Here is a 14,691-nt window from a genome sequence, read left to right as displayed (position 1 = left end):
GGTCGCTATCGCGCTGCGCTCCGGGCCGCCCGCTCCGGCCCCGTGGTTCCAGAAGAACTCTGGCGCGTCGCCTTCGTTCGGAAGCCGCATGGGCGCCCGGCCGCTTTTCGCGCGGTCCGGCCGGGCGTCAGTCGGCCGCCGCCTTCCTGGCGCGGACCGGGGCGTCGGCCTTCGGCGCGGCCGCGGCCTTCGTGCCGGCCGGACGCTTCGCCGCCGCGCCCGCCTTCGCGGCCGCGCCCGCCTTGCCCGCTGCGCCCGCCTTGGCCGCCGCCTTCGCGCCCGTGGACGTCACGCCGGTCGCCGACTTCGCGCCGCCCGTGGACGCCTTCGCGCCGGTCGCCGCCTTCGCCTTGGCGGGCTTCTTGCCCGGCGACTTGCCGGCCTTCTCGGCCAACAGCGGCAGCGCCTCCTCGACGGTCACCGATTGCGGGTCCTTGCCCTTCGGCAGTGTGGCGTAGACCTTGCCCCAGGCGACGTACGGCCCGTAGCGGCCGTCCCGCACGGTGATTTCGCCGCCCTCCGGGTGGTCGCCGAGCGACTTCAGGGCCGCCGGCGTCGCCCGGGCGCGCGCGCCCTTCTCCTTCTTTTCCGCCAGCACGGCGACGGCCCGGTTGAGGCCGACCGTGAACACCTCGTCCACCGAGTCGAGGTTCGCGTAGACGCCGTCATGGGCGATGTAGGGTCCGTAGCGGCCGATGTTCGCCTCGATGGCCTTGCCCGTTTCCGGATGCTCGCCCACCTGCCGGGGCAGCTCCAGCAGGCGCAGCGCCTTCTCCAGGTCCATCGCGTCCGCCGACCAGCCGCGCGGCAGGGAGGCCCGCTTGGGCTTGTCCCCTTCGCCGAGCTGCACGTAGGGCCCGAACCGGCCGGCGCGGAGCGTCACGTCGAGACCCGTCTTCGGATCGGTGCCGAGCAGCTTCGTGCCGTCGCCGCCCAGGCCCTCGGTCTGGTCCTCGCCCGTGCCGAGCTGGCGCGTGTAGCGGCATTCCGGATAGTTGGAGCAGCCGATGAAGGCGCCGAACTTGCCGAGCTTCAGCGACAGCCGGCCGGTGCCGCACACCTGGCAGGTGCGCGGGTCGGAGCCGTCCGCGCGCGCCGGGAAGACGTGGGCCGCCAGTTCCTCGTTGAGCGCGTCGAGCACCTGGCTGACGCGCAGGTCCTTCACCTCCGCCACATGGGCGGAGAAGGTCTGCCAGAACCGCCGCAGAACCTCGCGCCAGTCCAGGTCGCCGGAGGAGATCTTGTCCAGCTCCTCCTCCAGGTTGGCGGTGAAGTCGTACTCCACCCAGCGTTCGAAGAAGCTTTCCAGGAAGGCCGTCACCAGCCGGCCCTTGTCCGACGGCACGAGGCGCTTCTTGTCGACCGTCACGTATTCCCGGTCGCGCAAGGTCGCCAGCGTCGCCGCGTAGGTGGACGGCCGGCCGATGCCAAGCTCCTCCATCTTCTTCACCAGCGTCGCTTCGGTGAAGCGCGGCGGCGGCTCGGTGAAGTGCTGGGTCGCCGTAATGCCGCGCCGCGCCAGGGCGTCGCCGGCGGCCATCTTCGGCAGGCGGCCGCCCTCCTCGTCGTCCTCGTCGTCTTTGCTCTCGGTGTAGAGCTTCAGGAAGCCGTCGAACTTCAGCACCTGGCCGGTGGCCCGCAGGCCTGCCGTCTCGCCGCCCGCGCTGGCGACGATGTCGGCCGTGGTGCGCTCGAAGTCGGCGCTCTCCATCTGGCTGGCGACCGTGCGCTTCCAGATCAGCTCGTAGAGCCTGGCCTGCTCGTCCTCCATGAAGCGCGCCACCGCCTTCGGCAGGCGCGACAGGTCGGTCGGCCGGATGGCCTCGTGGGCCTCCTGGGCGTTCTTCGCCTTGGTGGAATAGAGGCGCGGCTTCTCCGGCAGATAGCGTTCGCCATACTCGGCCGCGATCACCTTGCGGGTGGCGGCGATCGCCTCCGGGGCGATCTGCACGCCGTCGGTCCGCATGTAGGTGATGAGGCCGACCGTCTCGCCGCCCACGTCGACGCCTTCATAGAGCCGCTGCGCCACCTGCATGGTGCGCTGGGCCGAGAAGCCGAGCTTGCGCGAAGCCTCCATCTGGAGGGTCGAGGTGGTGAAGGGCGGGTAGGGGTTGCGCTTCTGCGGCCGGGCCTCGACCGAGCCCACCTTGTACGTGGCGCGCTCCAGGAAGGCGCGAATCGCCGTGGCGCTCGCCTCGTCCTTCACGTCCAGGCGGCCGGTCTTCTTGCCGGCCCACTCGGAGATGCGGGCCTCGAACTCCTCGCCGGCCGGCGTCGCCAGCCGGGCGAGGATGGTCCAGTATTCCTGCGGGACGAAGGTCTCGATCTCGTTCTCGCGGTCGCAGACGAGGCGCAGCGCCACCGACTGCACCCGCCCCGCCGACCGTGCGCCCGGCAGCTTGCGCCAGAGCACCGGCGACAGGGTGAAGCCCACGAGATAGTCCAGCGCCCGGCGGGCCAGGTAGGCCTCCACCAGCGGCGTGTCGATGTCGCGCGGCTTGGCCATGGCGTCGAGCACGGCCTGCTTGGTGATGGCGTTGAACACCACCCGCTGCACCGGCTTGCCCTTCAGCACCTTCTTGGCGTTGAGGACCTCCAGCACGTGCCAGGAGATCGCCTCGCCCTCGCGGTCCGGGTCGGTTGCAAGGATCAGGCGGTCGGCGGTCTTCACCGCGGCGGCGATGTCGGACAGGCGCTTGGACGACTTGCCGTCCACCTCCCACTGCATCGCGAAGTCGGCGTCCGGGTCGACCGAACCGTCCTTGGCCGGCAGATCGCGCACGTGACCATAGGACGCGAGTACCGTGTAATCCCGGCCGAGATATTTGTTGATGGTCTTCGCCTTCGCAGGCGATTCCACGATCACGACGTTCATCGGCTCTCGTCACTCGCGTTGGTCGGGGAATGGATGGCGTCGCCGCACGCGCCCGGTCGGCAAGCGTGCGGCGGCATTCGCCCCTTGGTCACTCAATGGAAGACAACTGGCGTCGGGGTCAAGGTGCGGGCGGCCACACCGGGCTGCGACATTCACAATGCGCCCCAGGCGTGTGGACTTGACAATTGGCACTTATGAGCAGTAAACCCTACCGGCGGTTGCGTCAATGTAGTAGCTGAATCGCAAGTTTCGTCATATGCATCGCATCCACGGACACCTTCACGGACCTTCCACATGGAACGAGGCACGGGCGGCTTGACGACTGGACAGCGCGAGCGCGTCGAATACATCGAGCGTATGAGCCAGGAGCTCAGCCGGATGGCTGACGGCGCCGGTCTCAAGGTCCTGGCCTATCTCCTGGAGATGGCAAGGGAGGAGGCGGCCGCCGCGATCGGCGACCGGCCAGCCCTACAGGTCGTGCCGAAGGCCCCGACGGTCAAGGTGCGGCCGCGCATTCCTCCGCCGATGGAGGATTGATCCCCCTCGGAGATCGAACACCGCTCTGGCCTCGACCACGTCCTGAAGATCGTGCCTCAGCCCGCCCGCGTCAGCGCAATAGCGACACCAGCTGGTTGCTGTGGCGTTCCAGCCGTCCGGCGAGGGTGAGTTCCACGAGCGCGATCGACACCACTCTCGATTTCAGCCCGGTGTGGAGCACGATGTCGTCCACCGCCGTCGGCACGGGCCCGAGCGCCGACAGCACCAGGGCGCGGACGGCGTCGTCCACCTGGTCCGGATCGGCTCCGTCCTCGTCGGGGTCGCTCAGGCCGTCGCTCCACGAGAAGGCGTCCGGCACGCGGGCGCGGAGCGGCTCCAGCTCTTCCGCAACGTCCGCCGCCGACGTCACGAGGCGGGCGCCGTCGCGGATCAGCCGGTTCGTCCCCTCCGCCCGCGGGTCGAGCGGGCTGCCCGGCACGGCGAACACGTCGCGCCCCTGTTCCAGGGCGAACCGCACGGTGTGCAGCGTCCCAGACTTGGCGGTCGCCTCCACGACGACGACCCCGAGGCTCATGCCCGAGACGATGCGGTTGCGCCGGGGGAAGTCCTGCGCCCGCGGCACCCAGCCGAACGGCATCTCGCTGACGATCGCGCCGCCCTTCTCCAGGATCTCGTCGCGCAGGGTCGCGTGCTCCTCCGGATAGAGATGGTCGATGCCGCCCGCCACCACCGCCACCGTCCCGGTGTCGAGCGACGCCCGGTGGGCGGCGGCGTCGATCCCGCGGGCGAGGCCGGACACCGCCACGTAGCCGCGGTCGCCGAGCCCCCGGGCGATCCGCTCCGCCATCTTCAGGCCCGGGATCGACGCGTTCCGCGACCCGACGATCGCCACGGCCGGCCGCCGCAGCACGTCCGCGCCGCCGCGGACCGCCACGATCGGCGGCGCGGTCGGGATGTCGCGCAGGCGCGGCGGAAAGTCCTCCTCGCCGAGCGCCACGATCCGGGCGCCCGCCGCCAGCGTCCGGTCGTACTCCGCCTCCGCCTCCGCCTGGGTCGGGATGCGCAGCGCCCGCTGGCCGCCGCCCCGGCGCGCCATCTCGGGCAGGGCCTGCAGGGCCGCCGAGGCGGACCCGTAATGGTTGAGGAGGCTGCGGAACGTGGTCGGCCCCACGTTCTCCGCGCGGATGAGCCGGAGCCAGTCCACCTTCTGGGATCTCGACAACCGCACTCCGCCGGATGCCGAGGGCTCGCTCACGTCTTGTGGCCGATCTTGTGCTCGGTGCCGGCGAGGAGCTTGCGGATGTTGCCGTGGTGCTTGATCCAGACCAGCACGCTGAGCAGCGCGAACAGCTGCGCCAGCTGCGGCCGGTCGAACCACCAGAGGGCGATCGGCACCACGACGGTGGCGGTCAGCGCCGCCAGCGACGAGTAGCGCGCGAAATAGGCCATCGCCAGCCACACCGCCGCGAAGATGAAGATCGCCGGCCAGAACAGGCCGAGCAGGACGCCGATGTAGGTTGCCACCCCCTTGCCGCCCTTGAATTTCAGCCACACCGGGAAGCAGTGGCCGAGGAAGGCGCCGAAGCCGGCGACCACGGCGGTCTCCGGCCCGTAGAGCCCGGCGAGCAGGACCGCCGCGGTGCCCTTCAGGCCGTCGAGGAGCAGGGTCGCGGCCGCAAGGCCCTTGCGGCCGGTGCGCAGCACGTTGGTGGCGCCGATGTTGCCGGAGCCGATCGACCGCACGTCACCGAGCCCGGCCGCCCGGGTCAGGATCAGGCCGAACGGGATCGAGCCGAGGAGATAGCCGACGGCGAGCGCCGCCAGATAGTACGGCCAGACGAAGGACCAGCTGATCGGATCCGGCAAGGCGCGGTGTCCCCCAAAGTTCTCGCCTCATGGTGTAGCAAACGCCCGCCGCGCCGTCACCGGTCCGAGGCGGGCGCGCGACGTCGCGTCGGCCGGCCTTCCGCCGGCCGGCGGTCACGCCCGGTCGAACACCACCTTCCCGCCCACCACGGTCCGGCGAACCCGGCCCGTGAAGCGCGCGCCCTCGAAGGGCGTGTTCTTGGACCGGGACAGCAGCATCTCCTCCGACAGCACCCACGGCTCGTCCGGGTCGAACAGCACCAGGTCCGCCGGCGCGCCCGGCCGCAGGGTGCCGGCGTCGAGGCCGAGGAGCGCGGCCGGCCGGGTGGACGTCGCCTCGATCAGCCGGGCGAGCGGCACGTCGCCCGCGTGCACCAGCCTGAGGCCGGCGGCGAGCAGCGTCTCCAGGCCGACCGCCCCGTCCGCCGCCTCGGCGAACGGCTGGCGCTTGGTCTCCACGTCCTGCGGATCGTGGTTTGACACGACCACGTCGATGATGCCGTCCGCCACCGCCCGGACCAGCGCCAGACGGTCGTCCTCGGAGCGCAGCGGCGGCTGCGTCTTGAAGAACGTCCGGTAGCCGCCGACGTCGATCTCGTTCAGCGTCAGGTTGGTGATCGCCACCCCGGCGGTCGCCTGGATGCCCTGGCCCTTGGCCCAGCGCAGGAGGTCCACCGCCTCGGCGGTGGAGACCAGCGAGGCGTGGTAGCGGCCCTTGGCGAGGCGCGCGAGCCGCAGGTCGCGGGCGAGCACCACGCTCTCCGCCTCCGCCGGGATGCCGCTGAGGCCGAGGCGCACCGCCGTGTCGCCGGCGTTCATCACGCCGGAGCCCTTCAGGTCCGGATCCTCCGGCACGTGGCAGACGAGGGCGTCGAAGTCGCGGGCGTAGGTGAGGGCGCGCCGCAGCACCTGGGCGTTGGCCACCATGTGGCGGCCGGAGGTGAAGCCCACCGCGCCCGCCTCCTTCAGGAGGCCGAACTCGGTCATCTCCTGGCCGCCGTGGCCCTTGGTCAGCGCCGCCATCGGGCGCACGCGCACCTGCGCGGTGTCCCGCGCCCGGCGGAACACGTAGTCGACGAGCGCCGGGTCGTCGATCACCGGCTGGGTGTCCGGCATGGTCACGATGGTGGTGATGCCGCCGGCCAGCGCCGCCCGGGAGGCGGACGCGAACGTCTCCCGGTGGTCGAAGCCGGGCTCGCCCACGAACACGCGCATGTCCACGAGCCCGGGCGCCGCCACGGCGCCCGCGGCGTCGACGACCACCGCCCCGTCCGGCCGGCCCTGGTTGAGCGCGTCCGGCCCCGCGGCGGCGATGACGCCGCCGATGGCGACCACCGCGCCGGCCGCGTCGATCCCCCGCGACGGGTCGACCACCCGGGCGTTCTCGATGACGAGGGGCGGCACGTCGCCGGCGCGCTTCATGAGATCGGTCACGCCGTGCCCTCCTGGCTGTCGCCGCGCCCGTTGACGACGGCCTCCAGCACCGCCATCCGGACCGCGACGCCCATCTCCACCTGCTCCCGGATCAGGCTCTGGGGGCCGTCGGCCACCAGCGGGTCGATCTCCACGCCCCGGTTCATCGGCCCCGGGTGCATGACCAGCGCGTCGGGCTTGGCGAAGGCGAGCTTCTCCTGGTCGAGCCCGTAGTAGCGGAAATACTCCCGCACGGACGGCACCAGCGAGCCCTGCATGCGCTCGCGCTGCAGGCGCAGCATCATGACGATGTCGGCGTCCTTGAGGCCCTCCCGCATGGAGGTGGTGACCTCCAGCCCCATGTCCCGGAAGGCGGACGGGATCAGCGTCGACGGCCCGACGAGGCGCACGCGCGCGTCGAGCGCCGTCAGGAGGAGGATGTTCGACCGGGCGACCCGGCTGTGCAGGATGTCGCCGCAGATCGCGACCGTCAGCCGCTCGATCCGCCCCTTGTGCCGGCGGATCGTGAGCGCGTCGAGGAGCGCCTGGGTCGGGTGCTCGTGGGCGCCGTCGCCGGCGTTCACCACGGAACAGTCCACCTTCTGGGCGAGGAGGGCGACGGCGCCCGAGGCATGGTGCCGGACGACGATCACGTCCGGGTTCATGGCGTTCAGGGTCGCCGCCGTGTCGATCAGGGTTTCGCCCTTCTTCACCGACGACGACGCCACGGCCATGTTCATGACGTCGGCGCCCAGGCGCTTGCCGGCGAGCTCGAACGAGGCCTGCGTCCTCGTCGAGGCTTCGAAGAAGAGGTTGATCTGGGTGCGCCCGCGCAGCGAGTCGCGCTTCTTGTTGGCCTGGCGGCCGATCTCGACGTTGGCTTCCGCGCGGTCGAGGAGGTCCAGGATCTCCAGGCGGGTGAGCCCGTCGATCCCGAGCAGGTGGCGGCGGTCGAAGCCGTATGCGGTCGTGGTCATGAAGCCAGCGTGATAGGCTGTTCGACGCCCGGGGGCAAGGCGGCGCGCGTGTCCATGAGCCCCGGCGCGCCGACCGGCAGCCGGTCGGCCGCACGCCGGCGTTGCGCCCGCCCCCCGCCGCGTGCCCATGATCGAGATCATATCGGCCGCCGGGCCGGCGCGGTAGACAGGCGCGATCGCCGACCCGAAACCACCCGGACCGGACGACCCGCACGGACCACCTGCACGGACGAGCCTCATGCGTCGGACGTCTCTCATCGCCCTTGTCCTCGTCGCCGCTCTCGGCGGCGCCGGCGTCTGGTACGCCACCGCCCGGCCGCCGACCGTCGCGACCGTGGAGGCGACCCGCGGCACGGCGGCGGAGATCGTCTACGCCTCCGGCGTGGTGGAGCCCCGGCGCTGGGCAAAGGTCACCAGCCTCGTGCGGGAGCGGATCGTGGAGATCTGCGACTGCGAGGGCGAGGCCGTCGAGGCCGGCCACCTGCTCGCCCGGCTCGACGACAGCGAGATCCGGGCGAAGCTCCAGGAGCTGGAGGCCCGGCGCGTCCTCGCCTCCAAGGAGCTGCAGCGGGCGGCGGACCTGTTCGAACGGCGGGTCGGCAGCGAGCAGGCGTGGGAGCGCTCGGCCGCCGAGCTCGCCCAGATCGAGGCCTCGCTCGCCGCCCTGAAGGAACAGGCGAACGACCACCTGATCACCGCGCCCATCGCCGGCCAGGTGCTGCGGCTCGACGCCTCCGTGGGCGAGATCGCCGGGGAGGGGGAGGCGCTCGCCTGGGTCGGCAACCCGCGGCCCCTGGAAGTGGTGGCCGAGGTGAACGAGGAGGACATTCCCCGCGTGCGGCCGGGACAGGCGGTCCTTTTGCGCGCCGACGCCTTTCCGGGCCAGCCCCTGTCGGCGACCGTCGCCTCGCTGACCCCGAAGGGCGACCCGGTGCTGAAGACCTACCGGGTCCGGCTCTCCCTTCCGGACGACACGCCGCTCTTCATCGGCATGTCGGTGGACGCCAACATCGTCGTCCGCGACGTGGAGAACGCCGTCGTCGTGCCGACCACCGCCGTCGTCGACGGGGCGGTCTTCGTTGTCGGCCCGGGCGACGTGGTCGAGCGGCGGCCGGTGACGGTGGGCATCCGGGGCCTGGAGACCGTGCAGGTCACCGATGGCCTCTCCGGCGGCGAGAGGATCGTCATGCCCGTGCCGGACGGCCTGAAGCCCGGCGACCGGGTCGGCGTGGAGGCGGCCTCATGATCCGGCTCCTTCTCGACCTCGCGCTCACCCACATCGCCGGACGCGGCCGCCAGACGGCGGTGTCCGTGCTCGGCGTGGCGCTCGGCGTCGGCTTCTCCATCGCCATGGCGGCGCTGATGCAGGGCAGCCAGAACGATCTCATCGACACCCTGGTGACCGAATATCCGCACGTCACCGTGTCGGTCGACACGCGCAAGCCCCGACCCCAGCCGGCCAGCGACGTGTTCGACGCCGCCGCCTATTCGGGCCTGCGCCCCCGCGACGACCGGCGCGGCATCCTCAACCCGGCGGCGGTGGAATCGGCGCTCCGCTCGTGGGTGCCGGGGCGCGTCTCCGGCACGCTCGCCCTCCAGGCGACCGCCCGCTACGGCGGCAGCGACGTGGGCGTGCAGGTGATCGGCATCGACCCGGACCGCTACGTCACCGTGGCGCCGCTCGCCGACAACATGGTCCAGGGCCGTGTCGCCGACCTCAAGGCGACCGCCTCGCGCATCATCATGGGCGACGGCGTCGCCGAGAAGCTCGGCGCCAGCGTCGGCTCCACGGTCACGCTCAGCTCGTCGCAGGGCATCGCCCGCCGCTTCAAGGTCGTCGGCATCTTCAACTCCGGCGTGTCCGCCGAGGACGACGTGATGGTCTACGTCTTCCTGAAGAACGCCCAGACGCTCGCCGAGCAATCGTCCGCCATCTCGGACATCCGGGTCTCCCTCGACGATCCCTATCAGGCCGACGCGGTGGCGGACCGGATCGAGCGCACGGTGGCCCTCGACGCCAAATCCTGGCAGGAGGCCAACCAGTCGCTCCTGGAGGCCATCTTCGTGCGCAACGTGATCATGTACACCGTGGTCGGCGCCATCCTGCTCGTCGCCGGCTTCGGCATCTTCAACATCGTGTCCACCATTACCCACGAGAAGGCCCGCGACATCGCCATCCTGAAGTCGCTCGGGTTCCGGGCGGCGGACATGCGCCGGCTGTTCCTCCTGGAAGGGCTCGCCATGGGCACGGTCGGCTCGGTCCTCGGCTGGGCGCTCGGCTTCGCGCTCACCATGGTGCTCGGCTCGATCCGCTTCGAGGTGAAGGCCGAGGTGGAGATGACCCACCTGCCGGTGACGGTGGACTGGACGCACTACGCGCTCGCGGCCGTCTTCGCCATGGCGTCCGCCGCCATCGCCGGCTACCTGCCGGCCCGGCGCGCCGCCTCGCTCAACCCGGTCGACATCATCCGGGGGGCCACATGACCGCGCCCGCCGCCGCGCCCGGCGATCCGCCGCTAATCGAGGCCCTCCACGCCGGCCGGGTGCTCGGCGGCACGGTGCCGGTGACGCTCGTCAAGGACGCCACCCTCACCATCGGCAAGGGCGAGTTCGTGGCCATCACCGGCCCGTCCGGCTCCGGCAAGTCGTCGCTCCTCTATCTCCTCGGCCTCCTCGATCACCCGACCTCGGGCGAGGTGCGGATCCGGGGCGAGGCGACCGCCGGCATGGACGACGACGAACGGGCTTCGCTCCGGCTCGCCACCATCGGCTTCGTGTTCCAGTTCCACTTCCTGCTGCCCGAGTTCAGCGCGCTCGCCAACGTGATGATCCCCATGCGCCGGCTCGGCGTCCGCTCCGACCGGGAGATGCGCACGCGCGCCGAGGAGATCCTCGCCTCGCTCGGGCTCGCCGACCACGGCCACAAGCGGCCCGACCAGCTCTCCGGCGGCCAGCGGCAGCGGGTGGCGGTGGCGCGGGCGCTCGCCAACGATCCGCCGCTGATCCTCGCCGACGAGCCGACCGGCTCGCTCGACACCAAGTCCACCGGCCAGGTGTTCGACATCCTGGACGGCATCGTGCGCCGGGAAGGCCGCACCGTGGTGGCGGTGACCCACGACCTGGACCTCGCCGGGCGGATGCAACGCCGCATTCATCTGGTGGACGGCATGATCGTCAGCGACAAGGCCGCGACGGCGCCGGTCGCCTGACCGGCCGGCGGGTGACGCAGACGTGATGCCCTCAGCGGCGGCGCCGCCTCGACGGCGGCGGTCCGTCTTCGGTAGAAGTCGCGGACGGACAAGGACACTCGACCCATTCCATGACCTCGGACGTGACCCTTCTCGCCGCCTTCGGCGCCGGCCTGATCTCCTTCGTCAGCCCGTGCGTGCTGCCGCTCGTGCCGCCCTATCTGGGCTTCCTGGCCGGCGCCACCATCGAGGAACTGACCGACCCGACCGAGAGCCGCCGGGTGGCGCGCCTGCGCGTGGTGGCCGTGGCGGCCGCCTTCGTGCTCGGCTTCGCGACCGTGTTCATCACCCTCGGGGCGACGGCCTCCGTCATGGGCCAGCTGATCGCCCGCCACTCCATGACGCTCGCCACCATCGCGGGCGTCGTCATCATCCTGATGGGCCTGCACTTCCTCGGCGTCTTCCGCCTCGCCTTCCTGTACCGGGAGGCCCGCTTCCAGGCGCACGGCGCCAAGGCCGGCCCCATGGGCGCCTACGTGATGGGGCTCGCCTTCGCGTTCGGCTGGACGCCCTGCATCGGGCCGATCCTCGCCACCATCCTCACCGTCGCCGGCTCGCGCGAGACGGTCGGGGAGGGCGCCTTCCTGCTCGGCGTCTATTCGGCCGGCCTCGGCGTTCCCTTCATCCTGTCGGCCTTCTTCGCCGGACCCTTCATGGCCTTCCTGAAGCGCTTCCGCGCCCACTTCGACCGGGTGGAGAAGGTGATGGGGGCCGTGCTCGTGGTGACCGGCGTCATGTTCCTGACCGGCCAGATGCAGACCATCTCGTTCTGGCTTCTGGAAACCTTCCCGACCCTGGCGACCCTCGGCTGAGGCGGCCCGGTCAGCGCAGCGCCAGCGGCTGGCCGAGGTAGAAGGCCGGCAGGCACCCGATCCCGGTCGCCGTCGCCTTCGCGCAGAGATCCGCCGCCGCCGCGGCGTTCGGGAACGGTCCCGCCACCAGCAGCAGCTCCGTCCGGCCGCCCCGGTCGCGCACCGTGGCGAGCGGGCTGAGGCCGTCGAAGAGCTCCGGCCGGCCCGCCAGCAGGGTGCGCCAGCTCGTCTGGACCGATGCCAGATCCCGGTAGACGCCGAGCTCCACGCCGAACTGCGTGCGCGTCACCGGCGGCGCCTCCGGGTTGAGCGCCGCCCGGTCGCGATTCGTCACCGGCACCGACGGCGTGGCCGTGACCGCGGTCGTGCGCACCACCTTCTTGTCCGAGCCGGGCGGCGCCGACACGCTGCCGGTGAGGTCGCCGAACCGGTCCTCCAGGCTCTTCAGCCGCTCCGAGAGGGCGTCGATCTGGCCGCGCATCACCTCGACCGTGTGGCGCAGGCCCGCGTTCTCCACCCGCACGGCGTCGAGGTCGCCGCTCGCGGCGGCGAGCGCGTCCGGCAGGTCGGACCGGTCGGACGCGACGCCGATCCGTTCGACGCCGGAGGACAGGCTGCCGGTGATCTCGGCGTCGTCCGCGATGGTGCGGGCCACCACGTTGCGGTCCGGCGCGCCATACTGCCAGGCCACCATGGCCATCAGCAGCGCGAAGGCCGCCAGGCCGGACCAGGCGAGCACGACGAATCCGCTCGGCTCCCCCCGTTCGGGGTCGAGTGGATCGAACGGGTCGTTGGCTCCGCCCCTCACGCCGCACGCCTCATTAGCCGCCGCCGAATCTCGCGTCGTTCTGCACCACATCAGACGGGAAGAGGGCTCTTGCGGCAAGAATAAGGTGCGGACCCGCCATGCCCCAGCCGCTTTTTTCACCGGAAACCCGGTCAGGCGTTCGGCCGGCTCACCACGTAGACGGCGCAGCCCAGCATGACGATGGCCACAACGCCCGCCATCGGCAGGGCCGGCCGCGTGGTCAGGGCGAACAGCAGGTAGCCCGCCGCCATGCCGCCAAGGGCCATCAGCTTGGCCGTCGGGGCGATCGCGCCGCGCTCCCGCCAGCGCCGGAGCGGCGGGCCGAAGCGCTTGTCGGCGAGGAGGCGCGCCTCCAGCTTCGGCGACGACCGGGCGAAGGCCGCCGCCGCCAGGATGAGGAAGATCGTCGTCGGCAGGAGCGGCAGGAAGGCCCCGAGGATGCCGAGGCCGAGGAACACGTAGCCGGCGGCGAGGTACAGGAGGCGCATCAGGGCTCCAGCTTGCTCCGCTCCGGGCCGCGGCCCGGTCTGGTGCGATTCTTGATCCGACGGACTGTCGTTCGGCGGCAATATGCTTATGCTCTGGTGGCGCGGGCAACGCTCGCGCCTCATTTCGCCCACACCCGAAGCATTTCTACCGTCATGCGACTCGGCGACCGTGCCGAGCCGGCGTCTCCCGAGGGCCCACCATGGTGACGAGGCTGCGCAACTATTTCCTGACCGGTTTGGTTGTGGCCGGTCCGGCCGGCATCACCCTCTATCTCACCTGGGCCCTGGTCTCGTGGGTGGACAGCTGGGTCAAGCCCTACCTGCCGGCCAGCTACAATCCCGACACCTACCTGCCGTTCCCCGTGCCGGGCTTCGGACTGGTCGTCGGCGTCGTCCTGATCATGACGATCGGCTTCCTGACCGCCAACATCGTCGGGCGCACCCTCTTCGGCTACAGCGAGCACATGCTCCATCGGATGCCGGTGGTGCGCAATCTCTACCGCGGCCTCAAGCAGATCTTCGAGACCGTGCTCGCCGAGCGCGGCTCGTCCTTCCAGACCGCGGTCCTCCTCGAATACCCGCGCCGCGGCCTCTGGACGATCGGCTTCGTCGCCGGCCCGACCCGGGGCGAGGTGCGCGGCCGGCTTCCCGTGGACGAGGAGGCCGTCACGGTCTTCGTGCCGACGACGCCGAACCCGACCGGCGGCTTCCTGCTGTTCCTGCCGCGTCGGGAGACGATCGCGCTCGACATGACGGTGGAGGACGCCGCCAAGCTCGTCATCTCCTTCGGCCTCGTGTCGGCGGAAACCGGCGAGGTCGCCAAGGAGCGGGTCGAAACGGCCGCCAAGCGGGTCCTGGAACAGGCCTGACCGCGGGCGCCCCGGCCGTCAGGCGTCGCCGCCGCCTTCCGCGCGGTCGATCTCAGCCATCACCTGCCGGATCGCGTCGGAGAGCACGTCCGGCGTCTGCGCTCCCGACACCGCGTAGCGGCCCGCGATGATGGTGCACGGCACGCCGGTGATGCCGAGGCTCGACGCATAGGCGATCTCGGCGCGGATGCTCTCCACGTCCGTCCCCTCGTCGAACTTCACGTCCACCTCGTCACGGTCGAGGCCGATCTCGACGGCCGCGGCCACGAGCACGTCGCGGCTGGTGAGGTCGGCCCCTTCCAAGAAATAAAGCGAGAACAGGCGCTCGACCGCCTCGTCCCCGAGGCCCTCCGCCTGCGCCCAGCGCACGATCCGATGGGCGTCGATGGTGTTCGGCGCGGTCTCGATCCGCTCGAACGCGAACGGGATGCCGAGCTCGGTGCCGACCGCCTCGATCCGGGCGTGCACCTCCGCCACTCGGCCCGGGTCGCCGAACTTGTCCAGCATGTACTTGCGCCGCGGAATGCCCTCCGGCGGCAGGCTCGCATCCAACTGGAACGGCCGGTAGGTGACCGAGATGTCGAGGTCGTCCTCCAGGAGGTCGATCGCCTGGTCGAGCCGGCGCTTGCCGATGAAGCACCACGGGCAGACGACGTCGATCACGACATCGAGCGAAACGGCTTGGCGGGACATGGGCAGGCTCCAGGGGAACGGCAGGGGCGGCGAAACCGCCGCGCGAACTCGGGCGGCACCCTAGCCCGACGGCCCGGCGCGCTCCAATCACATCAACGACCGCCGACCCCGATCGTTCGCCCCTGTCGGCAGCGACCCCGCGGC

Annotated in this window: 14 protein-coding genes; 6 read left to right on the top strand and 8 right to left on the bottom strand. The window is 71.3% G+C overall.

All coding sequences use genetic code 11. The features are described from left to right. Positions 1-127: 127 nt before the first annotated feature. Entirely contained in the window at positions 128-2,875 is a 2,748-nt protein-coding gene (gene topA / locus HND91_RS06165; RefSeq protein WP_181705641.1) for a type I DNA topoisomerase, read from the bottom strand. Between the two features lie 294 nt (positions 2,876-3,169). Here topA and HND91_RS06160 point away from each other — a divergent pair, with 294 nt between their 5' ends. Further along, positions 3,170-3,412 carry a hypothetical protein gene (locus HND91_RS06160; protein ID WP_181705640.1) on the top strand — a complete coding sequence of 81 codons (243 nt, stop codon included), beginning with the start codon at positions 3,170-3,172 and terminating at the stop codon, positions 3,410-3,412. A 70-nt stretch (positions 3,413-3,482) separates the two neighbouring features. On the opposite strand, the gene dprA is transcribed toward HND91_RS06160, so the two are convergent. The 4 genes from dprA to HND91_RS06140 form a co-directional block, all read right to left on the bottom strand. Then, positions 3,483-4,601, bottom strand: a complete 1,119-nt coding sequence (gene dprA / locus HND91_RS06155) for a DNA-processing protein DprA (RefSeq protein WP_343057149.1) — start codon at positions 4,599-4,601, stop codon at positions 3,483-3,485. Between the two features lie 23 nt (positions 4,602-4,624). Next, positions 4,625-5,239 (bottom strand): glycerol-3-phosphate 1-O-acyltransferase PlsY, encoded by a 615-nt coding sequence (plsY, locus tag HND91_RS06150; RefSeq protein WP_181705638.1) that lies wholly within the window; start codon positions 5,237-5,239, stop codon positions 4,625-4,627. A gap of 114 nt (positions 5,240-5,353) precedes the next feature. Next, a complete protein-coding gene (locus tag HND91_RS06145) occupies positions 5,354-6,661 on the bottom strand; it encodes a dihydroorotase (RefSeq protein WP_181705700.1) in 1,308 nt (435 codons plus the stop codon). A gap of 8 nt (positions 6,662-6,669) precedes the next feature. Next, positions 6,670-7,629 carry an aspartate carbamoyltransferase catalytic subunit gene (locus tag HND91_RS06140; protein ID WP_181705637.1) on the bottom strand — a complete coding sequence of 320 codons (960 nt, stop codon included), beginning with the start codon at positions 7,627-7,629 and terminating at the stop codon, positions 6,670-6,672. 238 nt (positions 7,630-7,867) lie between these two features. Here HND91_RS06140 and HND91_RS06135 point away from each other — a divergent pair, with 238 nt between their 5' ends. The 4 genes from HND91_RS06135 (at position 7,868) to HND91_RS06120 (ending at position 11,689) form a co-directional block, all read left to right on the top strand. Beyond that, entirely contained in the window at positions 7,868-8,875 is a 1,008-nt protein-coding gene (locus tag HND91_RS06135) for an efflux RND transporter periplasmic adaptor subunit (RefSeq protein WP_181705636.1), read from the top strand. After that, positions 8,875-10,113, top strand: coding sequence for an ABC transporter permease (locus HND91_RS06130; RefSeq protein ID WP_181705699.1), 1,239 nt, complete (start codon positions 8,875-8,877; stop codon positions 10,111-10,113). The genes HND91_RS06135 and HND91_RS06130 overlap by 1 nt, the downstream gene beginning before the upstream one ends. Next, positions 10,110-10,838 carry an ABC transporter ATP-binding protein gene (locus HND91_RS06125; protein WP_181705635.1) on the top strand — a complete coding sequence of 243 codons (729 nt, stop codon included), beginning with the start codon at positions 10,110-10,112 and terminating at the stop codon, positions 10,836-10,838. Before HND91_RS06130 ends, HND91_RS06125 begins: the two co-directional genes overlap by 4 nt. A 110-nt stretch (positions 10,839-10,948) precedes the next feature. Beyond that, positions 10,949-11,689, top strand: coding sequence for a cytochrome c biogenesis CcdA family protein (locus HND91_RS06120; protein ID WP_181705634.1), 741 nt, complete (start codon positions 10,949-10,951; stop codon positions 11,687-11,689). A gap of 10 nt (positions 11,690-11,699) precedes the next feature. On the opposite strand, the gene HND91_RS06115 is transcribed toward HND91_RS06120, so the two are convergent. Both HND91_RS06115 and HND91_RS06110 read right to left on the bottom strand, forming a co-directional pair. Further along, on the bottom strand, positions 11,700-12,497 hold the full coding sequence (locus HND91_RS06115; RefSeq protein ID WP_181705633.1) for a hypothetical protein: 798 nt from the start codon (positions 12,495-12,497) through the stop codon (positions 11,700-11,702). 131 nt (positions 12,498-12,628) lie between these two features. After that, on the bottom strand, positions 12,629-12,985 hold the full coding sequence (locus tag HND91_RS06110; RefSeq protein WP_181705632.1) for a DUF454 family protein: 357 nt from the start codon (positions 12,983-12,985) through the stop codon (positions 12,629-12,631). A 200-nt stretch (positions 12,986-13,185) separates the two neighbouring features. On the opposite strand from HND91_RS06110, the gene HND91_RS06105 reads away from it, so the two are divergent. Next, a complete protein-coding gene (locus tag HND91_RS06105) occupies positions 13,186-13,854 on the top strand; it encodes a DUF502 domain-containing protein (protein ID WP_181705631.1) in 669 nt (222 codons plus the stop codon). Between the two features lie 18 nt (positions 13,855-13,872). Here HND91_RS06105 and HND91_RS06100 read toward each other — a convergent pair whose 3' ends face one another. Continuing rightward, a complete protein-coding gene (locus HND91_RS06100; RefSeq protein WP_181705630.1) occupies positions 13,873-14,547 on the bottom strand; it encodes a DsbA family oxidoreductase in 675 nt (224 codons plus the stop codon). Positions 14,548-14,691: the final 144 nt, after the last annotated feature.

Source organism: Chthonobacter rhizosphaerae (assembly GCF_013839525.1).
In the GTDB taxonomy this organism is placed as follows: domain Bacteria; phylum Pseudomonadota; class Alphaproteobacteria; order Rhizobiales; family Pleomorphomonadaceae; genus Chthonobacter; species Chthonobacter rhizosphaerae.
Note: the sequence above shows the minus strand (reverse complement) of the source record. Positions and strands in the feature narration are given on the sequence as shown.